General features: G+C 68.7%; 11 protein-coding genes. 1 reads left to right on the plus strand and 10 read right to left on the minus strand.

Annotated elements, in window-relative coordinates; genetic code table 11:
* Positions 1–74: 74 nt before the first annotated feature.
* The 4 genes from BLQ73_RS04910 to BLQ73_RS04925 form a co-directional block, all read right to left on the minus strand.
* Positions 75–2,582 carry a S8 family serine peptidase gene (locus BLQ73_RS04910; protein ID WP_093168644.1) on the minus strand — a complete coding sequence of 836 codons (2,508 nt, stop codon included), beginning with the start codon at positions 2,580–2,582 and terminating at the stop codon, positions 75–77.
* A gap of 77 nt (positions 2,583–2,659) precedes the next feature.
* A complete protein-coding gene (locus BLQ73_RS04915) occupies positions 2,660–6,178 on the minus strand; it encodes a S8 family serine peptidase (RefSeq protein WP_218125620.1) in 3,519 nt (1,172 codons plus the stop codon).
* A 149-nt stretch (positions 6,179–6,327) separates the two neighbouring features.
* Positions 6,328–9,786, minus strand: coding sequence for a S8 family serine peptidase (locus tag BLQ73_RS04920; protein WP_093168646.1), 3,459 nt, complete (start codon positions 9,784–9,786; stop codon positions 6,328–6,330).
* Positions 9,787–9,911: 125 nt separating this feature from the next.
* Entirely contained in the window at positions 9,912–11,873 is a 1,962-nt protein-coding gene (locus tag BLQ73_RS04925) for a malectin domain-containing carbohydrate-binding protein (RefSeq protein WP_176955278.1), read from the minus strand.
* Between the two features lie 966 nt (positions 11,874–12,839).
* Here BLQ73_RS04925 and BLQ73_RS04930 point away from each other — a divergent pair.
* On the plus strand, positions 12,840–13,475 hold the full coding sequence (locus BLQ73_RS04930) for a hypothetical protein (protein WP_093168650.1): 636 nt from the start codon (positions 12,840–12,842) through the stop codon (positions 13,473–13,475).
* 85 nt (positions 13,476–13,560) lie between these two features.
* On the opposite strand, the gene BLQ73_RS04935 is transcribed toward BLQ73_RS04930, so the two are convergent.
* The 6 genes from BLQ73_RS04935 to BLQ73_RS04960 all read right to left on the minus strand — a co-directional run bounded on the left by BLQ73_RS04935 (position 13,561) and on the right by BLQ73_RS04960 (position 20,829).
* Positions 13,561–14,931 (minus strand): sensor histidine kinase, encoded by a 1,371-nt coding sequence (locus BLQ73_RS04935; protein ID WP_093168653.1) that lies wholly within the window; start codon positions 14,929–14,931, stop codon positions 13,561–13,563.
* A gap of 6 nt (positions 14,932–14,937) precedes the next feature.
* Positions 14,938–16,143, minus strand: coding sequence for a sensor histidine kinase (locus BLQ73_RS04940; protein ID WP_245690794.1), 1,206 nt, complete (start codon positions 16,141–16,143; stop codon positions 14,938–14,940).
* 555 nt (positions 16,144–16,698) lie between these two features.
* Positions 16,699–17,805: an o-succinylbenzoate synthase gene (gene menC / locus BLQ73_RS04945; protein ID WP_093168655.1), complete on the minus strand. Its 1,107-nt coding sequence runs from the start codon at positions 17,803–17,805 to the stop codon at positions 16,699–16,701.
* Between the two features lie 38 nt (positions 17,806–17,843).
* Positions 17,844–18,677 (minus strand): GNAT family N-acetyltransferase, encoded by an 834-nt coding sequence (locus BLQ73_RS04950; protein WP_245690795.1) that lies wholly within the window; start codon positions 18,675–18,677, stop codon positions 17,844–17,846.
* Positions 18,674–19,795, minus strand: coding sequence for a M20 family metallopeptidase (locus tag BLQ73_RS04955; protein ID WP_218125621.1), 1,122 nt, complete (start codon positions 19,793–19,795; stop codon positions 18,674–18,676). Before BLQ73_RS04955 ends, BLQ73_RS04950 begins: the two co-directional genes overlap by 4 nt.
* Positions 19,792–20,829, minus strand: a complete 1,038-nt coding sequence (locus BLQ73_RS04960) for a dipeptidase (protein ID WP_093168657.1) — start codon at positions 20,827–20,829, stop codon at positions 19,792–19,794. The genes BLQ73_RS04955 and BLQ73_RS04960 overlap by 4 nt, the downstream gene beginning before the upstream one ends.
* Between the last annotated feature and the right edge of the window lie 137 nt (positions 20,830–20,966).

Below are 20,966 nucleotides of genomic sequence, written 5' to 3' on the forward strand. Positions count from 1 at the left end.
GAATTCCAGTGCCGGGCGCGGCCCGTCACTTCTGGGAAGTGACGGGCCGCCGGGCGCGAGGAAATTGCGAGGGTTTAGGGAAGGGCCGGGCCGCGCCTGCTCGGGGTGAAGGTCAAGCTCTGTCCGTTCTTCAGCGCCGGTGAGTTCTGGGAATACCAGAAATCGATCGTGTCCTTGAGGTCCTGGAGGCCGACCGACGCCTTGTCTCCAAATTCGCGAGGGTTGTCGAGGTCCTTGTAGAAGAACCTGATCGAACCGTCCTCGCCGAACGCCGCCGACACGGAAACACGGAGGGAGTTGTCATTCTTGAACGTGACGTTCCGCCACTCCACGACGAACGTCCGCTTCGGTGCCGTGCCCAGCTCCGCGGTGTAGATCCCGGCTTGACCGTCCACGATGAGATCATCATTGAACGGGTGGACCCATACATTGCGCTCGTCGATGCCCCAGGTGCCGCGGAAGTACAGATTGCCGTCCGTGGAGATCCAGCTACTCGTGTACTGCGAGCCGTACAGCGGAACAGTGAACGGCAGGTAGACCTCGGTCTGCGCCAGGTCGCCCGAGAGCCCGAGCCTGTCGGTGCCCGCGATATACGGCTCCTCGCCCGCGGCGCACACGTAGCCGAACGCGTCGGAACGGTTGGCGAGATCGAAGTCCTTGGTCAGGTCGCCGTTCACCGTGACCGGCGCGGTCCGGGAGGTGGCGCACCGCGATGCCGGGGTGACCTTCAGGTCGTAGGCGCCGCGCGGCAGGGCGAGCCGGTAACGGCCGGCGGCGTCGGTGACGGCCTTCGCGGACGTGCCCACGGCCGTGACCTCGGCGCCCGCCTCGGGGGCACCCGTGTGGGTCACGGTGCCGGATACGCTGCCGGGCGATGCCTCGGTCAGCGCGACGTTCGCGGTCGTGGCCTCCTCGGCGTCCACGGTGGCGGTCGCGGTGGCGTCAGTGTGCCCGAACTTCTTGACAGTGATCCGGTAGTCGCCCGGGAGGAGACGGGGCAGGCTGTATTTCCCGTCCTGCCCGGTGGTGACCGTGCGGCTCTGCGGGCCCGCCACAGCCACCGAAGCGTCGGCGACAGCCGTACCGCCGCTGGTCACCGTGCCGTTCAGCGTGCCGAGTGAGTCGGACGGCGCGGCCTGCACCGCGGCGTAGGCGTCCAGGCGGCCTTCACCCCAGACATTGTTCTTGCCTGCGGTGCCGCCGCAGCTCGTGTCGCTCATGTCGATCGCGGTGCGGTCGAGCACCGCCCGCGTGGCGGCGACATCGCCGAGGAGAGAGGGGGAGGCCGACCATATCAGCGCGACGGTCGCCGCCACGTGCGGGGCCGCTATCCCCGTCGAGGCACGGTCCCTGTAACCCCCGTGTTTGATCGACGAACGTGCGAAGCCGGGCGCGGTGATGTTGGGCTTGATCTCACCGTTATCGCCGGCGCCGCGGGAGCTGAAGACCGTGGCGCCGTTCCTCTGATCGAACGCGCCCACGCTGTAGCTCTCGACGTACCTCCCGGGGGTGCCGGTGGTCCCGCAGACCGGGTACGTGGCGTCGCCGTTGGCGAACACGGGGAAGATTCCCGCCGCGACCCACGCCTGGATGATCTCCTTGTACCCCGAGTAGTACCCGATGGTCCAGGAGTTGTTCACGACGTCGGGGGCGAGGTCGGGGCGGGGGTTCGCGCCGTTGAGGTCAGTGGGGGCCAGAATCCACTGCCCGGCGGCGAGCAGCGCGGCCTCCGAGCACCTGTTGGACTGGCAGGCTTTCGCCGCGATCCACTTCGCTCCGGGGGCGACTCCGATCTGGTTGGTCCCGCCGTCGTCGCCCACCATCGTGCCCATGGTGTGGGTGCCACTGTGGTCGTTGTCGCACGGCGCGGCGGTGGAGCACTGGCGGGAGGGGTCGAACCAGTTGTAGTTGTGGTCGACGGTCCCGTCGGCTTTCTTCCCGCGGTACTGCCTCGCCAGCGCGGGGTGGTCGAACTGTACGCCGCTGTCGATGTTCGCCACGACGACGCCTTCGCCGCGCGTGCCGATCTCATTCCACACGCGGGGGGCGTTGATCCGGTCGACGTTCCATTCGACCCCATTGGCCCTGGTCTTGGCCTCGGCCTTGGCGCGTGACTTGGACTGCGTCTTGGGCTGGTCCTTGACGGGGGCGGGCTTGGGCAGGTCGACGGTGCGGGCGGGGACGATGCTGGTCACCTGCGGAAGACGCGCCACCGACGTCGCCAGCTCGGCGTTGCCGGTCACGTGGACGGAGTTGGTGATCCAGAACGGTGTGTAGTCGGCGCCGACCGCTTTCAGGAGCTTGACCAGTTCGGCCTGGGAGGAGGAGGCGAAGGCGGTTTTGGCGCGGTACACCGCTTCGGCCTTGTCGGCCTTGGTCTTCGCCGTACTCGTGGCGCTGAGGTTGGCCGAGCCTCTCAGGTGCACCCAGAAGGTGGCCTTGTCATCGGCCTTCAGGTCGGCCAGCACCGTTTTGTCGATCTTGTCTGGCGTGGGGGCGGCCATCGCGACACTGTGGGGAGTGAGGAGCGTGAGCGCGGCCACAGCCCCGATCAGGGCTGTTCGGAAATGTCGGGGAATCATGGATAGACGGTCCCTTTCGCTTGTTCGGAAGGGCGGCGGCCCGCCGCATGAGGCGATGCGGCGGGCCACCGGGTGGGTCAGGGAAGCACCTTGTCGGGGCGCTCGGAGATGCGGATGGCGTTCACGATGGTGTTGCCGTACCGCTTGGCGAAGCGCACGTTGAGCTGGCCGTCGGCCACCTTCACGGTGTATTGCCTGGTGACGGCGGTGTGCGTCCCGACCTGGAGGGCGAGGTCGAGGGCGGGAACCGCGAGTTGGTCCTCGACGATGACGTCGAAGACGCGCTGCCCCGGCCTGGAGGAGCGAAGGTCGGCGAATCCGAGCTCGACGGTGTAGGTGCCGTTGGGCACGTTGTCGAAGCGGTATTCCAGCATCGATTCGCGGGCGCTCTTGAACAGTCCCTGTTCGGAGGTGCCTTTGATCGCCCGGGTGGTGGTCCGGACGCTGCCGGTGCCGACATAGCCGTGCGCGCCGGCAGCGTACTTCCTGTCGGTGGACCAGCGGTCGCCCACGGCGTCCACGACGTCCTTGGTGCCGCCGACATCGACCGCGACCTGGTGCTTGGGCACGACGACCCGCACGGTGACCTTGATCTCGGGTTTGCGGCCACTGGCCGAGCGGATGAGCAGCGTGCCGGTGCGTACGGTGCCCGGCGGCACGCCGACGGACGACGCGTCGGCCTTCACCGTCGCAGACGCGCCCGCGGTGAGGGCGCCGCCCGCGGGGGTCACGGTGAGCCAGGTCTGCGCCGGGTCGTTGACCACGGTGTAGGCCGTCGCGCTGCCCAGGTTGGTCAACTCGATCGAGCCGGTCCGTACGGCGTCCGCCGGCATGACCAGCGTCACCTCGTCGACCTTGGCCGTGACGCGGCCCGTGGCGAGGGTGGTGTCGAAGCCGGTGAGGGCGCCCGCGGTGACGCTGGCGTCTTGAACGAAGGTGCCGTAGTGCTCCTTGGACACCTCGGCCTTGTGGTCGCCCACGGGGGCCTGGCCGTAGAAGCGGCCGTCGGCCCCGGTCGTGAACTGCGCCTCGGCGCCGATCTTCACGGTGGCGCCGGCCAGCGGGCCGCCGTCGTTGGCGTCGGTGACCAGGCCGCCCACCAGGCCGTGCCTGCTCGCGGTGAAGGTCAGGCTCTGCCCGCCGCTCAGCACGGAGGCGTCGTGGGAGTACTCGAAGCCCACGCTGCCGGTGCCGTTCTCGATGCCCACCGTGGCACCCGAGCCGGATTCGCGAGCGTTGTCCAGGTCCTTGTAGAAGAACCTGACCGAGCCGTCCTCGCCGAGCGCCGCGGAGACGGAGATGCGGAGCGTGTCGTCGTCGTAGAAGGTGGCGTCCCGCCATTCCACAACGAACGTCCGGCGCGGTGCCGTGCCCAGGATCGCGGTGTAGATCCCTGAGCGGGTGTCCAGGATGAGATCGTCCCAGTACGGGTAGATTCCCGCGTTGGGCGAGGAGGCGGAGGGCAGCGGCCCGTTGCCCGCGGCGCTGGACCGGCCGGCGAAGTTCACGAAGCCGTTCGTGCTGATGTAGCCGCTGCTGTACGCCGTGCCGTACAGCGGGAACACGAACGGCAGCGTGACCGCCGCGGTCTCGTCGTCGCCCGTGAGCGCGAGCTTGTCGGTGCCCGCGACGTACGGCTCCGCGCCCGACGCGCAGACATGACCGAACGCGTCGGAGCGGCGCGGCAGGTCGAAGTCCTTGGCCAGGTCTCCGCCGACGGTGATCGGCGCGGTCTGGGAGGAGGTGCAGCGGGACGCCGGGGTGACCTTCAGGTCGTAGGCGCCGTGCGGCAGCGTGAGCTGGTACCTCCCGGCGGCGTCGGTAACGGCGGAGGCCGGGGTGCCCGCCGCCGCGACCTCGGCGCCCGCTTGGGGGACGCCCGAGGAGATCACGGTGCCGGACACCCTGGCCGACGGGCTCGCCGTCAGGGCGACGTTCGCCGTGGCGGTCTGGCCGGCGGTGACGGTGGCGGTCGCGGTGGCGTCGCCGTACCCGAACTTCTTGACGGTGATCTGGTAGGTGCCCACGAGGAGGCGCGGGAGGGTGTAGGTCCCGTCCGGCCCGGTGGTGACCGTACGGCTCTGCGGGCCCGCCACGGTCGCGGTCGCTCCGGCGACGGCCGCGCCGCCGCTGGTCACCGTGCCGTTCAGGGCTCCGAGGGAGCCGACAGGCGCGGCCTGCACCGCGGCGAAGGCGTCCAGGCGGCCCTCGCCCCACACGTTGTTGTCGGCGGCGGTGCCGCCGCAGCTCGTGTCGTTCATGTCGACCGCGGTGCGGTCGAGCAGCTCCCGCGTCGCGGCGATGTCGTTGTCGAGGGCGGGGGAGGCCGACCAGAGCAGCGCCGCCGCCCCGGCCACATGCGGGGCGGCCATCGACGTGCCGGAGATGGCGCCGTAGCCTCCGCCGTTCACCGATGAGCGCACGTTGACGCCGGGTGCGGCGATGTCGGGCTTGATCTCGCCGTTCTCACCGCTGCCGCGGGTGGAGAAACCCGCGATGGCGTTGTTGATGTCGAACGCGCCAGCGCTGTAACTCGCGACGTATTGCCCGGGGGAGCCGCTGGAATTGCAGCCCGCGCCCGTGACATTGCCGTTGGAGAACACCGGGAAGATGCCCGCCGCGACCCACGCGTCGACGATCTGCTTGTACCACGGGTCGAAGCCGAGACCGCCCCAGGAGTTGTTCACGATGTCGGGGGCGAGATCGGGGCGGGGGTTCGCGCCGTTCAGGTCGGTGGGGGCCAGCATCCACTGTCCGGCGGCGAGCAGCGAGGCGTCCGAGCAGCCGTTGGATTCGCAGCCTTTCGCCGCGATCCACTTCGCTCCGGGGGCGACTCCGATCTGGTTGGTCCCGCCGTCGTCGCCCACCATCGTGCCCATGGTGTGGGTGCCGTGGTTGTTGTTGTCGCAGGGCGCGGCGGTGGAGCAGACGCGGGCGGGGTCGAACCAGTTGTAGTTGTGGTCGACGGTCCCGTCGGCCTTCTTGCCGCGGTACTGCGCCGCCAGCGCGGGGTGGTCGAACTGCACGCCGCTGTCGATGTTCGCCACGACGACGCCTTCGCCGCGCGTGCCGAGCTCGTTCCACACGCGGGGGGCGTTGACGCGGTCGATGTTCCATTCGACCGCGTTGAGCTTGGCCTGGCTTGTGCCGGGAATCGGCTCGGGCAGTTTGATCGTCCGGACCGGATCGATGCGGACCACCTGCGGCGTGCGCACCACCGTGGCCGCCAGTTTCGAGTTCCCGGTCACGCGGACGGCGTTGGCGATCCAGAACGGGGTGTACTCCGCGCCGGCCGCTTTCAGGAGTTTGATCAGTTCGGCCTGGGAGGAGTCGGCGAAGGCGGTTTTGGCGCGGTAGACCGCTTCCGCTTTTCCGGTCTTGGTTTTTGCCTTGGCCGCCGAGCTCAGGTCGGCCGAGCCTTTGAGGTGCACCCAGAAGGTGGCCTTGTCGTCGGCCGCCAGGTCGGCCAGGACCGCTTTATCGATCTTGTCCGGTGCAGGGGCGGCGGCCATGACCGCACTCTGGGGCAGGACGAGCGTGAGTGCGGCGATAGACCCGATCAGGGCCGCTTTTAAGTGCCGGGGGATTGGTGACACACGATCTCCTTCATTCTTCGGGGGGTGTCCCGTTGCGGAGGGTGGGTCTCGTTCGTCTGCGGGGGCTGGGACCGGGGGCGGCCGGCCACTCCTCAAGGAGGTGGCGGGCCGCCGGAAACGAGATCAGAGGGGGCGGGGGAGTCAGAGGGTCAGGGGACCGCCTTGTCGGGGCGGTCGAAAATGCGGATGGCGTTCACCACGGTCTTGCCGGACCGCTTAACGAGATGCACGTTGAGCTGGCCGTCGGCGACCTTCACGGTGTACTGCCTGGTGAGGGCCGTGTAGGTGCCGGTCTGGAGGGCCAGGTCGAGGGCGGGGACCGCCAGTTGGCCTTCGACAGTGACGTCGAAGACGCGCTGTCCGGGCCGTGAGGACCGCAGGTCGGCGAAAGCGAGCTCGACGGTGTAGGTGCCGTTGGGCACGTTGTCGAAGCGGTATTCCAGCATCGATTCGCGGGCGCTCTTGAACAGTTCCTGTTCGGAGGTGCCTTTGATCGCCCGGGTGGTGGTGCGGACCCTGCTGCCGCCGATGTAGCCGTGCCCGCCCGCGGTGTATTTGCCGTCCTTGGACCAGCGGTCACCCACCGTGTCCACCACATCCTTGCCGCCGCCGACGTCAAGGGCGACCTGATGCTTGGGCACGATGGCCCGCACCGTGATCTCGATCTCGGGCCTGCGGGCGCTGGCCGAACGGATGAGCAGTCTGCCGATGCGCACGTCGCCCGGCCGCATGCCGGCCGAGGAGGCTGTGGCCTTCACCGTCGCGGACGCGCCCGCGGCGAGGTCGCCGTTCTCCGGAGTCGCGGTGAGCCAGGTCTGCGCAGGGTCGTTGACCACGGTGTAGGCCGTCGCGCCGCCCAGGTTCCTCAACTCGATCGAGCCCGATCGTTGGGCGTCGGGCGGCATGACCAGCAGCACCTCGTCGGATCTGACCGTGATGCGGCCCGTGGCGAGGGCGGTGTCAAAGCCGGTGAGAGCCCCCGCGGTGATGCTGACGTCTTGGACGAAGGTGCCGTAGTGCTCCTTGGACACCTCGGCTTTGTGGTCGCCCACGGGGGCCTGGCCGTAGAAGCGGCCGTCGGCCCCGGTGGTGAGCGACATCGTGTCGATCTTCACGGTGGCGCCGGGGAGCGGGTCGCCGTCGTTGGCGTTGGTGACGAGGCCGCTGACCAGGCCGTGCCTGCTCGCGGTGAAGGTCAGGCTCTGCCCGTTGCTCAGCGCGGGCAAGTAGCGGGAATACCACAGGTGGGTTCCGTCCGTAAAGTTCTGGATACCGATCGATGCGGTCTTCCCGAACTCGCGAAGGGTGTCGAGGTCCTTGTAGAAGAACCTGATCGAACCGTCCTCGCCGAGCGCCGCCGACACCGAGAAGCGGGCGGTGTTGTCGTGATAAAGGGTGGCGTTCCGCCATTCCACGATGAACGTCCGTTGCGGTGCCGTTCCCAGGGTCGCGGTATAGATGTCGTCCAAGACCAGATCGTCAAGGTAGGGGTAGATTTCGACCCATGGGGAGCTCCCTAGAGGGGTGATCGTGCCGTCGATGTGCACAAAGATGCTCGTGAAGTGCTCGCCGTACATCGGGAAAGTGAACGGAAGGTAGACCTGCTTTACCGCAATGTCCCCACCGAACCCGAGCTTGTCGGTGCCCGCGATGTACGGCTCCGCGCCCGACGCGCAGACGTGGCCGAAGGCGTCGGAGCGGTGGAGCAGGTCGAAGTCCTTGGTCAGGTCACCGCTGATCGTGATCGGCGCGCTCCGAGAGGAGGCGCAGCGGGACACGGGCGTGACCCTCAGGTTGTAGGTGCCCTTCGGGAGTTCGAGCCGGTATCGACCGGCCGCGTCGGTGACGGTCTTGGCGGGCGTGCCCGTGGCCGCGACCTCGGCGCCCGCCGCCGGGACACCCGCATGAATCACAGTGCCCGAGACGCTTCCCGGAGGGCTTTCGGTCAGGGTGACGTTCGCCGTCGCGGTCTGGCCGGCGGTGACGGTGGCGGTCGCGGTGGCGTCGCCGTACCCGAACTTCGTGACGGTGATCCGGTAGTCGCCCGGGAGGAGGCGGGGCAGGCTGTAGGTCCCGTCCTGGCCGGTGGCGGCCGTACGGCTCTGCGGGCCGGTCACGGTCGCGGTCGCTCCGGCGACGGCCGTACCGCCGCTGGTCACCGTGCCGTTCAGGGCGCCGAAGGCGCTGACGGGCGCGGCCTGCACCGCGGCGAAGGCGTCCAGGCGGCCCTCGCCCCACACGTTGTTGTCGGCGGCGGTGCCGCCGCAGCTCGTGTCGTTCATGTCGACCGCGGTGCGGTCGAGCAGCTCCCGCGTCGCGGCGATGTCGTTGTCGAGGGCGGGGGAGGCCGACCAGAGCAGCGCCGCCGCCCCGGCCACATGCGGGGCGGCCATCGACGTCCCGGACATGGGACGGTAGCCGCCGCCGTTCACCGATGAGCGCACGCTGACGCCGGGTGCGGCGATGTTGGGCTTGATCTCGCCGTTCTCACCGCTGCCGCGGGTGGAGAAACCCGCGATGGCGTTGTTGGCGTCGAACGCGCCAGCGCTGTAACTCGCGACGTATTGCCCGGGGGAGCCGCTGGAATTGCAGCCGGCGTTGGTGGAGTTGCCGTTGGAGAACACCGGGAAGATGCCCGCCGCGACCCACGCGTCGACGACCTGCTTGTACCACGGGTCGAAGCCCGGACCGCCCCAGGAGTTGTTCACGATGTCGGGCGCGAGGTCGGGGCGGGGGTTGGCGCCGTCGAGGTCGGTGGGGGCCAGCATCCACTGTCCGGCGGCGAGCAGCGAGGCGTCCGAGCAGCCGCTGGCTTCGCAGCCTTTCGCCGCGATCCACTTCGCTCCGGGGGCGACTCCGATCTGGTTGGTCCCGCCGTCGTCGCCCACCATCGTGCCCATGGTGTGGGTGCCGTGGTTGTTGTTGTCGCAGGGCGCGGCGGTGGAGCACATGCCGGCCGGGTCGAACCAGTTGTAGTTGTGGTCGACGGTCCCGTCGGCCTTCTTGCCGCGGTACTGCGCCGCCAATGCGGGGTGGTCGAACTGCACGCCGCTGTCGATGTTGGCGACGACGACGCCTTCGCCGCGCGTGCCGAGCTCGTTCCACACGCGGGGGGCGTTGACGCGGTCGATGTTCCATTCGACCGCGTTCATGGTGGCCTGGGCCTGGCCGGGGATCGGCTTCGGCGGGTCGATGGTGCGGACGGGGGCGATGCGGGTCACCTGCGGCGTGCGCACCACCCTCGCCGCCAGTTCGGCGTTGCCGTTCACGCGGACGGCGTTGGCGATCCAGAAGGGGGTGTAGTCGGCGCCGGCCGCTTTCAGGAGTTTGATCAGTTCGGCCTGGGAGGAGTCGGCGAAGGCGGTTTTGGCGCGGTAGACCGCCTCGGCCTTTCCGGCCTTGGTTTTCACCTGGGCAGCGGAACTGAGATCGGCCGAGCCTTTGAGGTGCACCCAGAAGGTCGCCTTGTCATCGGCCGCCAGGTCGGCCAGAACCGCCTTATCGATGTTGTCCGGTGCGGGGGCGGCCATCGCCATGCTCTGGGGAAGAAGGAGCGCCAATGCGGTGGCAGCCCCGATCAGGGCTGTTCGTAAGTTCCGCGGGATCATGGACAGACGGTCTCTTTCGTGGTTTGTGGGCGCGTCCCATTGGAGGGTGAGTCGTCACGCTTGCCGAAAGCCGGGGAAGAGGCGGCCCGTCACGTCGGGGAAGGGGAGGGACCGCCGGGCGAACGTCACGGGAGGGGTTTGTCGGGACGCTCGAAGACGCGGATGGTGTTCACGACCGTGTTGCCGAAACGTTTGGCGAAACGCACGTTGAGCCGGCCGTCGACGACTTTCACGGTGTACCGCTTGGTGACGGCCGTGTGCGTGCCGGCCTCGAACGCGAGATCGAGCGCCGGGACCGCCAGTTCGTCTTCGACGATGACGTCGAAGACGCGCTGTCCAGGCCGTGAGGACCGCAGGTCGGCGAAACCGAGTTCGACGGTGTAGGTGCCGTAGAGCACGTTGTCGAAGCGGTATTCCAGCATCGATTCGCGGGCGCTCTTGAACAGTTCCTGCTCGGATGTTCCCTTGATCGCCCGGGTAGTGGTGCCGACCCTGCTGCCGCCGATGTAGCCGTGCCCGCCCGCGGTGTATTTGCCGTCCTTGGACCAGCGGTCACCCAGCTCGTCCACCACGTCCTTGGTGCTGCCGACATCGAGCGCGATCTGGTGTCTCGGCACCACGGCCCGCACCGTGACCTTGATATAGGGGTCGCGGCCGCTGTTGGAGTAGACGAGCAGCGTGCCGGTGAGCACGGCGCCCGGCCGCAGGCCGGCGGACGACGCGCTGACCTTCAGCGTCGTGGACGCTCCCGCGGCGACCTCACCGCTCGCAGGCGTCGCGGTCAGCCAGGTCTCCGCGTCGTTGAACACGGTGTAGGTCGTCGCGCTGCCCAGGTTGGTCAACTCGACCGAGCCGGATCGTACGGCGTTCACCGGCATGATCAGCGTCACCTCGTCGGACTCGGCCGAAAGCCGCCCCGTGATCAGAGCGGTGTCGAAGCTGGTGAGAGCCCCCGCGGTGATGCTGACGTCCTGGAGGAAGGTGCCGTAGTGCAGCCTGGACACCTCGGCCTTGTGGTCGCCCACCGGAGCCTGGCCGTAGAAGCGGCCCTCCTCGTCGGTGAGGAAGCTCGTGTCGGCGCCGATTTTCACAGTGGCACCGATGACCGGCTTGCCGTCATTGGCGTCGGTGACGACACCGCCGACCAGGCCGTGCCCGCTCGCGGTGAAGGTCAGGCTCTGCCCGTTGCTCAGCGCCGGGGAGTTGTCGGAATACCAGAAGCTGACCCCGTCCGTGAAGTTCAGAATGCCGATCCTCGCGTTGCTTCCGAACTCGCGAGGGTTGTCGAGGTCCTTGTAGAAGAACCTGATCGAACCGTCCTCGCCGAGCGCGGCCGACACGGAAACGCGGAGGGTGCTGTCGTTCCTGAACGTGACGTTCCGCCACTCCACGACGAACGTCCGCCGCGGTGCCGTACCCAGCGTCGCGGTATAGACCCCGGCCTGGTCGTCCACGACGAGACTGTCCTGGTACGGGTAGACCATCGCTATATGCTGGCCGTATCCCGAGTGAAACTGCATGTAGCCCGTCGATCCGATCGAGCCGTGCTTGTACTGCGCGCCATACATCGGGAACGTGAACGGCAGGGCGACGCCCTGGGAGCCCCAGTCGCCGCTGGGGCCGATCTTGTGGGTGCCCGCGATGTACGGGTCGGCGCCTACGGTGCATACATGGCCGAACCCATCCGTGCGGGGCGGCAGGTTGAAGTCCTTGGTCAGGTCGCCGTTCACTGTGACCGGCGCGCTCTGTGTGGATACGCACCTGGAGGCCGGGGTGACGTTCAGGTCGTAGGCGCCGTGCGGCAGGGCGAGGCGGTAGCGGCCGGCGGCGTCCGTGACTGCCTTCAGCGTCGTGCCCACGGCCGCGACCTCGGCGCCCGCCTGGGGGGTTCCCGCGGAGGTCACCGTGCCCGACACGCTGCCCGACACGCCGGTCGACGGGTTCGCGGTCACTGCGGGGTCCGCTCTCATCGTCCGGTCGGCGGCCGTGAGGGTGGGGGTGGCCATCGCCACGCTCTGGGGAAGAAGGAGTGCGATTGCGGTGGCGAGTCCGATCAGGGTTGTTCGAAAGAGGGACTGGGGGGTCATGGGGAGATGATCTCTTTCATGGTTCGCGGGTCCGCTCCACAGGAGAGTGAGCCGTTGTCGCACAGGCTCTTCGGATAGGTGCCGTGGAGGGCGGTCTGGCTTCGCTGCGGCCGTACGAGTGGCCGGGGCCATATGCAGAGCTCACCAGGAGCAAATGATCTTTACTGCTCACGTGAAGAATGCTCATGGATGAGTGTAATTTTTTCAAGGTTTGGATTGGTAACGATTGAAATGTCATGCCATATTGTCATTTTGGATCGTTCTTTGTGGACAGGGGGTATGCGGAAGGTCGCCTGTCCGTCTTTAAAGGGGCGCCGGATGTGTCTAGTGCGCGGTGTTCGCCCAGCTCAGCGCGCCCGCTGATAGCGACTGCGGCGATGGCCCGCATGAAAGCGCGCTGACCTGGCTCTCATGTTCGTACGGCGATGTCATGAAATTCCGGCGCCGCCGCTCTGGCCCATCTGTGAAACGATTCCGTCTGCGAAAACGCGCATAACTCGCGGGCGCATCGAAAAGTGGAAGTCTTACCCTTTCCAGGGCCGGAGGGCCCCGACACCCCGGCATCGGTGGGCCGTGGTGTCTGTTGGCGCGTTCCCGAACTCGCGGGAGGGGTGGATGCCGACCTGTGCCCTCAGGCGATCCGCTCGGCCGAATCCAGGAAGCGGGCGGAGAGTTTCTCCCTCGCGTCGAGGACTTCGATGCCTATCGGCCTTCCCGAGTCACCCGGATATCTGCCGTCGGCGGCTCCGCCGCTCGATCGTGGCTGGCTGGCATTTCTCGCTATTATGGATTAATGCCCTCGGGTCTCGAATCTCTGCGAGGTATTCTGGCACGATGGAAACTGGCGTTTGGGCCTGTCCATAGTTGGAGCGTTCCCTGGGGGTGTCGACCGGTAAATGCGCACGAATCCATACAAATTCCAAGAATCCTGATCCTGACTGAGCCGGCAAAGGATGGGAGGGGCACATGCGAGACAAAGACGTCGACAGCATCGGGCGTAGCCCCGTGCAGCCCGCGCAACCCACACAGGGCGCGCAGCGCTCACGCCACGACCCCCCACCGCCGGCGAGCCGTGTCGGCCACCCCGGCAGGCATCCGGTCCACGAACTGACCTCAGAACTGCTCAAGCGCACCGAACACCTCGTCGGCCGACCGCTGAGGTCCGCGCTCGACATCGGCCACCGCGTCGGCCGCTTGACCCCCGTCATCGCTGACCACGCCGACCAGGTCACCACCGTCGATCTGGCCGCCACCGATCTGGCCGCCGCCGACCTGGTCGGCGTGCCTGTGGCGCACGCCGTACACGGGCATCCCTTCGACGTCGCGGTCTCCCTGTGCGACCTCACCTGGGCCCACGACGACGGCGAACTGCCCGCACTTCTACGCGCCGTACGGCACAGCGCGCGTTTCCTCATCGTCCTCGACCCGGCACCCGCGCCCATCCCGGCCGGCCCTTACGCGCGCCTACGCCTCCTCACCGGCCATCTGCTGTCCCTGGTTCCCGGCGCCGCCGTCGTCGAATGCCGCGAACTGACCTCCGCGGGCCGACGCTCCTTCGCCGCCCTCATCGACCTCGGCCTCGGCTCGCAGCCTCCCAGGTGACCGCGCCCGCCTCGGGCGACCAGCAGCGGGTGGGCGATGCTCATGGCGGCGGGCCCGGTACACAGCCGCCGCCGGAACCGGCGCGTCACTGGCGGCCGTTGTGCCGGCGGAGGGGGAGGCGGACGATGAAGCGGGCTCCGGCCGTACTGTCCTCGACGGTGAGGATGCCGCCGTGGGCCTCGGCGATCTCGCGGGCGATGGGGAGGCCGAGGCCGGTGCCTCCGGCGTCGCGGTTGCGGGCGGCGTCGAGGCGGGTGAAGCGGAGGAAGACGGTTTCGCGGTGCTCGGGGTCGATGCCGGCGCCGTCATCGAGGACTTCCAGGATGGCGGTTTCACCGTCGGCGGCGACCGAGACGCGGGCCTGGGCGACGGCGTGGCGTTCGGCGTTGTCGAGGAGGTTGGTGAGCATGCGGAGCAGGCGGAGCTTGTCGCCGGTGACCCAGACGTCGGGCTGGAGGTCCCGCACGATCTCGATGCGGCGGGTCGGGCGTTGGTCGAGTTCGGCGGTGACGATCTCGGTGAGGTTGACCGGGTCGCGCTGGCCGGGGATGCCGGCGTCGAGGCGGGACAGCATGAGCAGGTCGGTGACGATGGCCTGGAGGCGGTCGAGGCTGCCGAGGAGGGCGCCGGCGGTGTCGGGCCAATCGACGTCGTCGGGATGGAGAAGGGACTCCTCGACCTGGGCGCGCATGGCGGTGATGGGGCTGCGCAGGTCGTGGCTGGCGTCCGAGGCGAAGCGGCGCTGCTGTTCGACGGTGGCCTGGAGGCGGTCGAGGGTGTGGTTGACGGTCGTGGCCAGGTGGCCGATCTCGTCCTTGTAGGCGGGGGTGGGGACGCGGCGGCCGAGGTCGGTGGAGGTGATGTCGGCGAGTTCCGAGCTGATGTCCTCGACGGGGGCGAGGGCTTTGGCGACGGTGCGGGAGATGCCCAGGGCGGTGAGTCCGGTGATGAGGGCGCAGGCGCCGAGCAGGCTCGCCAGGAAGCCCGGGCCGACGTACAGCGGCGGCGCCTTGTCGGCGGCGTACACGGTCCACTCGCCGTCGGGCGCGTAGACCTTGAAGCCGACGATGATCAGGCATGTGCCGGGGTAGGCGGGGCTGCGGCAGGTCTCGATCGTGGCGCGGCTGTCGGTGAGGGTGGGGTCCACGGTGGTGAGCGGGGGTCTGCCCAGGAGCGGGGCGCTGGCGCGCACCACCTCGTCCTTGCTGTTCTGGATCTGGACGAGGGTGACCTGTTCGACGGGGGTGGGGTTGAACTGCCGGGCCAGGCCGTACCGCTCGACCTGGAGGGCGATCCGCCGCGTGGTGGCCGCGACGCGGTCGGCGGTCTGCTCGGTGATGATCGTGTGTACCGCGAGCGTCGCGAGAACGGCCGCGGAAAGGCACAGGACACCGACGATGACGGTGGAGACCAAGGTCAACCTGGCCCGGACCGACCAGGTGTAGCGCGCGAACATGGCCGGTCACCCCTCCTTCGCAAGAGGCAGGCGGAGAACGAAGAGGGCGCCCGCGGCGCTGTCCTCGACCGCGAGGGCGCCTCCGTGGGACTGGGCGATCTCGCGGGCGATGGGGAGGCCGAGGCCGGTGCCTCCGGCGTCGCGGTTGCGGGCGGCGTCGAGGCGGGCGAAGCGCTGGAAGACGGTTTCGCGGTGCTCGGGGTCGATGCCGGCCCCGTCGTCGTGGACGTCCATCACCGCGATCTCGCCGTCGGCGCGTACGGCGACGCGCACCTGGGTGAGCGCGTGCCGTTCGGCGTTGTCGACGAGGTTGGTGAGGAGGCGGGCGAGCCGCAGCCGGTCGCCCCGCACGTGGACCCCGTGCGGGAGGTCCCGGACGATGGCGACCTTCCGGGGGCGGCGGTCGAGCTCGCGGGCGACGAGGTCGGTGAGGTCGAGGATGTCCTGCGCCCCGGGCGCGCCGGCGTCGAGGCGGGCGAGCATGAGCAGGTCGGTGACGATGGCCTGGAGGCGGTCGAGGCTGTCGAGGAGCGCGTCGGCGGTGCTGGACCAGTCGGTGTCCTCGGGGTGCAGGAGCGACTCCTCGACCTGGGTGCGCATGGCGGTGATGGGGCTGCGCAGGTCGTGGCTGGCGTCCGAGGCGAAGCGGCGCTGCCGTTCGACGGCGTGTTCGAGCCTGTCGAGGGTCTCGTTGACGGTGACGGCGAGCGAGCGGATCTCGTCCTTGTACCGAGGGAGCGGCACGCGCTGGCCGAGGTCCGTGGCGGTGATGTCGGCGAGTTTGGTGCGGATCCAGTCGACCGGGGCCAGCGTATTGCCGACGATGCGGTGGGTGCCGAAGGCGGTCACGAGGATCAGGAGCAGCGAGCCGACGAGCAGCGAGGCGAGGAGCTGCGGGTTGACGTACCACGGCACGACGGGGTCGGCGGCGTAGATGCGCCAGTCGCCGTCGGGCTGGTAGATGCGGAACATCACCATGACCATGCAGTCGTCGGGGAAGTCGGGGCTGTTGCACACGATCTGGTCTTGGCGTGTGGTGAGTTCGCTGGGCTCGAAGGTCGCCATCGGAGGCCTGTCCAGGAGGCCGGGCGTCGCGGAGATGACCCGGCCCCGGGAGTCGAGCACCTGGACCGCGCTGATTCCATCGATCTGGAGCTGAGTGGGAAGTATGCCGCGTTTGGTGAGATGTACGACTTTTAGTGCCTCCGCCACAACATGATTTGTCCGAACATTTGCGGCAATATCGTGCAGCCCAAGGAGCGCAAGTACCGACCCAGCGGCACACAGCAACGACATAACGACGGTCGCCGCCAAAGTGAGGCGGGTCCGAACGGACCACGCGAAGCGTGTGATCACACAAAATCCCCCTGAGATCAGGTGATCACACTAAGGGGACCCGATTCCAATCGTCGGAGATTCTCTGGCAAGTCCTGGCAAAACTCGCGAACCGCCATGTAAAGAACGTCAGGGAGGCTGTTCAACGATTTACCTCCCTCTCCTCTGCAAACAGCTGCGTAACTCAGGAAAGCCCCGTATGGTGCGACAGACGGATGAGGAGCCTCCGATGCCTCCATATCAGAGGCATACGGGAGGTGGCGGCGGGGGGTATCGCTCATGATCCTCAAGCCGCTCGGCCACGGCAAGGACCCTGCGCGGTGCGGCGGCGGATCCGCCGCCGACGCCGTCCGCGGAGGCCGCGGAGGCCGACACGCGAAGACCCCCGGACATGGTGGTGGGACAAGTCCGGAGGTCTTCGAGGAGGAGTGGTCAGGCGGGGATCCACTCACTCCAGGTGGTGATGTCGGCGAGGACGTCCGGCACCGGTTCGACACCGAGGCCGGGGCCGGTGGGAACGCTCAAGTGGCCGTCGTCCAGCACGAAGGGCTCGGTCACGTCGGTGGCGTAGTACCGGCTGGAGCCGGACGTGTCGCCGGGCAGGGTGAAGCCCGGGAGGGCGGCGAGGGCCACGTTGGCGGCGCGGCCGATACCGGTCTCCAACATGCCGCCGCACCAGACGGCCACACCGTGGGCCGAGGCCAGGTCGTGGATCTTGCGGGCCTCGATGTAGCCGCCGACGCGCGCCGGCTTGATGTTGATGATGGAGCACGAGCCGAGAGTGATGGCCGCCGCGGCGTGCTCGACAGACTCGATGGACTCGTCCAGGCACACCGGGGTGCGGAGCTGCTTGGCGAGGGCGGCGTGCTGCACGAAGTCGTCGTTGGCGAGCGGCTGCTCGATCAGCAGCAGGCCGAACTCGTCGAGCTTGGACAGATGACCGGCGTCGACAAGCGTGTAGGCGGCGTTGGCGTCGACCTGCAGCAGCACGTCGTCGCCGAAACGCTCCCGCACCGCGCGGACCGGCTCCACATCCCAGCCCGGCTCGATCTTCAGCTTGATCCGGACATAGCCCTCGCTCAGGTAGCCGTCCACGGCGTCGAGCAGTTCCGGGACGGAGTTCATGATGCCGACCGACACCCCGCACGGCACCCGGTCGGCGGTCGCGCCGAGGAAGCGCGCGAACGACTCCCCGGAGGCGCGCAGCTGCGCGTCGAGCACGGCGAGCTCCAACGCGGTCTTCGCCATGCGGTGGCCCTTGAACTTGGCCAGGGCGTGCGCCACGCCGTACCCGTCGACGCTCGGCAGCGAGGTCAGCTCGGGGATGAGGAAGCGGCGCAGCACGTCGACGGAGGCGTCCACGTATTCCGACGAGTAGAGCGGCGCCGACATCGCCACGCACTCGCCCCACCCCTCGGATTCGGGCGTGACCACACGCACCAGCAGCACGTCGCGCTCGCTCTCGACCCCGAAAGAGGTGCGGAACGGGGCCACCAGCGGCAGGTCGATCCTGCGCAGTTCAATTCCAGAGATCTTCATGTTCCCAGTACGGCGGGAAGGCCCCGCCGCCGCTCCTTTCAACCGTTCCTGTCGACCACGTAGCCGGCCTCGCGGGTGAAGCCGACCACCGCCGCGCCGCCCGCCATCAACTCGCCGAGCACCTCCCGTACGGCGCCGCGCCACATCCCGGCGGCCACCGGGTCGGTGCGGCGCAGGGACTCGATGTCCTCGGGTACCGCGACCAGGACGGTCGGGCCGTCGGCGTCGCCGATGACGGGCCGCCCCTCCTTGTTCGCCAGTCCGACGACCGCGTCGCCGGGCACCCGCGGGACGGAGGCGGCACCCGCCGCCGCGGCGGCGACATGCGGCGCGTTCAGCTGCCATTCGGCCAGAATGCGGTCTGATTCATCCCCGGCGTTGATGGCGTCGTCCATGGCACCGTAAAACCTGGGGAGGTACTCCGCGGGACGCGCACCCAGCTTGACCAGGTTGAAGTAGGCGTTCCTTCGCACAAGGGGATCGTAGGTCCAGGAGATGCGCTCAAGCCCGCGTTCCATCGCCCACGCGCGCTGGTGCACCTTGAGCGCGAAGCCGATGCCCCGCCCCACCGACGCCCCCGTGATGTGCGAATGCAGGGTGATGCCGGGCGGCGTGGCGAGGAAAGCGACGGAGCCGCCGACCACCTTGCCGCCCTGGAACGCTCCCGACACGTAGTTGCCGGCGTGCGACATCGCCCGCATGAGATCGACGGTGATGGGCGGGGTCGCCGGGGAAGGGTGCCAGATCTCCACGAAGAGCTGGAAGATCCCCTCGATCTCCTCGATCTCATGCAGAATCCGCACCTCGACCTCGGCCCGATCGCAGGCCCTCGCGGTCGCCTGCCACGCGGCGCCGAGCTCCGGCGCGCTCAACGGACCCCCTCTGGCTCGGCGGCGCTCCGCCGGAGCACCGAGGCGACGAGGCCGGAGAGCAGTGCCGTACGGCCCGGCATCTCCGCCGTGATCACATGCTCGTGGTCGGCGTGGGCGCCGCCCCCGACCGCGCCGAGCCCGTCCAGCGTCGGACAGCCGACCCCCGCGGTGTAGTTGCCGTCGGAGGCCCCGCCGACCGCCACCCCCGACAGGGGGGCGAGGCCGAGACCCGCGGCGACATGCTGGGCGAGGGCGAACAGGCCGGCCGAGGAGGCCGCCTCCAGCGGCGCGCGGTTCGGACCGCCGCGCACGTCGAGCCGGGTGCCCGGCACCGTCGCGGTCAGCGCCCCCATCAGCTCGTGGACCCGCTGCTGGGCGGCGACGTCGGGGACGCGCACGTCCACCTGCACGCTCGCCTGCGCGGGCACGGTGTTGCTGCTGGTCCCCGCCCGCGACAGGGTCGGGGTGACCGTCGTCAGCCCCTCGTCCACCAGGGAGGCCAGCTCGTTGACGGCCAGGATCTGGTGGGCCAGCTCGACTGCGGCGTTCGCGCCCTTCGCGGGTTCGAGGCCGGCGTGGGCGGCTTTGCCGTACACGATCAGCTCGTAGTTCGACACGCCTTTGCGGGCGGTCTTCAGAGCCCCGCCGTCGGCACTCGCCTCCGTCACGAACGCCGCGGATAGGCCCCGGGCCGAGTCCTCGATCAGCTGGTGCGATGTGAGCGAGCCCAGCTCCTCATCACCCGTGATCAGTACGGTGACCCCGTCGAGCGACGGCAGCGCGGCCAGCGCGTGGAAGATCTGCACCAGGCCGGCCTTCATGTCGAACACGCCCGGCCCGCGGGCCACCCCGTCCACCAGCGACCACGGGTGGGTCCGCAGGGTGCCGAGCGGCCACACGGTGTCGTGGTGCCCGAGCAGCAGCACGCGCGGCGTGCCGAACGTCCACCGCAGATGGGTCACCCCGCCGAGCACGACGAACTCCGGGGCCGCGCCGAGCAGGCGCTCACCCTGGGCGGCGACCACCTTCGCGCTGCGGGCCACCGCCGCGTGATCGCTGGAGAAGGACTCGCAGACCACCAGGTCCTCCAGGTCGGCGAGCATCGCCTCGAGGTTCACGCGGGCCTTCCCAGCTCGTCCCGGAACAGGCGCCGCACGTTTCCTCCGATGATTTTGACGATATCGTCCTCGGCGAAGCCCCGCTTGATCAGCCCCTCCGTCACCAGGGGCATGCCGCGCGGCCCGTCGAGGCCGGGGATGCACGCCTCGACGTCGAGGCCGTCCAAGCCGATCGGCTCGCAGCACGGCGGGGTCAGCTCATCGATGACCTCGCGCAAGAAGTCCGGCCCGAGACCGACGTGATCGATACCGGCGACCTCCGCGACATGCTCGATGTGGTCGACCAGGTGGTCCACGGTCGCCTCGCGCGGCTTCTCGGTGAGGAACGCCGCCACGAAGTTCACGCACACCACGCCACCGGTGGCCGCCACCGCGCGAAGCTGCTCGTCGGTCAGGTTGCGGTGGTGGTCGAGCAGCGCCCTGGCCGACGAGTGCGTCGCGATCAGCGGCCTCGTCGACAGCTCGAAGACATGCTCCACCCCGCTCGCGCCCAGGTGCGAGATGTCGAAGATCATGCCGAGGCGCTGCATCTCACGCAGCGCCTCGACGCCGTGCGTGGTGAGCCTGCTGCCCGTGGCGTCCTCGCAACTGCCGTCGGCCAGCGGGGTGCGGCCGAAGTGGGCGATCGAGGCGACACGCACCCCCAGCCGGAACAGCGTCGGGATCAGCTCGATGTTGGCGTCGATGCCCGGTGCGCTCTCCAAGGCGAGAACCAGCGCGATCTTCCCGGCGGACAGCGCCTCGTCGATCTCCGCGCCGTCCACGCAGAGCCGTACCTCATCGGCGTTGCCCTCGGCCAGCACATGCGCGCACTCGATCATGCGCAGCGTCTCCCGGAGGGCGCCATCCGGGCGGTACACGTCGTCGATGAACACCGGAAGGACCTGGAGGTCCACGCCCCCGTCGCGGAGTTGAGGCAACCACCGCTCGCGGAAGAAGGACGCCCACCGCTTCGGTGGACGCGCCGTCACCGCCATGAGCAGGTCGTTGTGGGTATCGGCGACGACTGCGCGGCGATGCAGGTCAGTGGACACGAGTGGCTCGCTCCTTCGCTGCGGGGATGAGGATGCAGTTGGACGTTATCCGGAAGGCGATACCGGTGAATTCGTCCGCTACACCTAAGAGAACGGGGGTTTTTCGTGTGGCTCTCCCATCGGGAGACTCGTACCGC

This window comes from Sinosporangium album, assembly GCF_900100605.1.
Taxonomy (GTDB): Bacteria; Actinomycetota; Actinomycetes; order Streptosporangiales; family Streptosporangiaceae; genus Sinosporangium; species Sinosporangium album.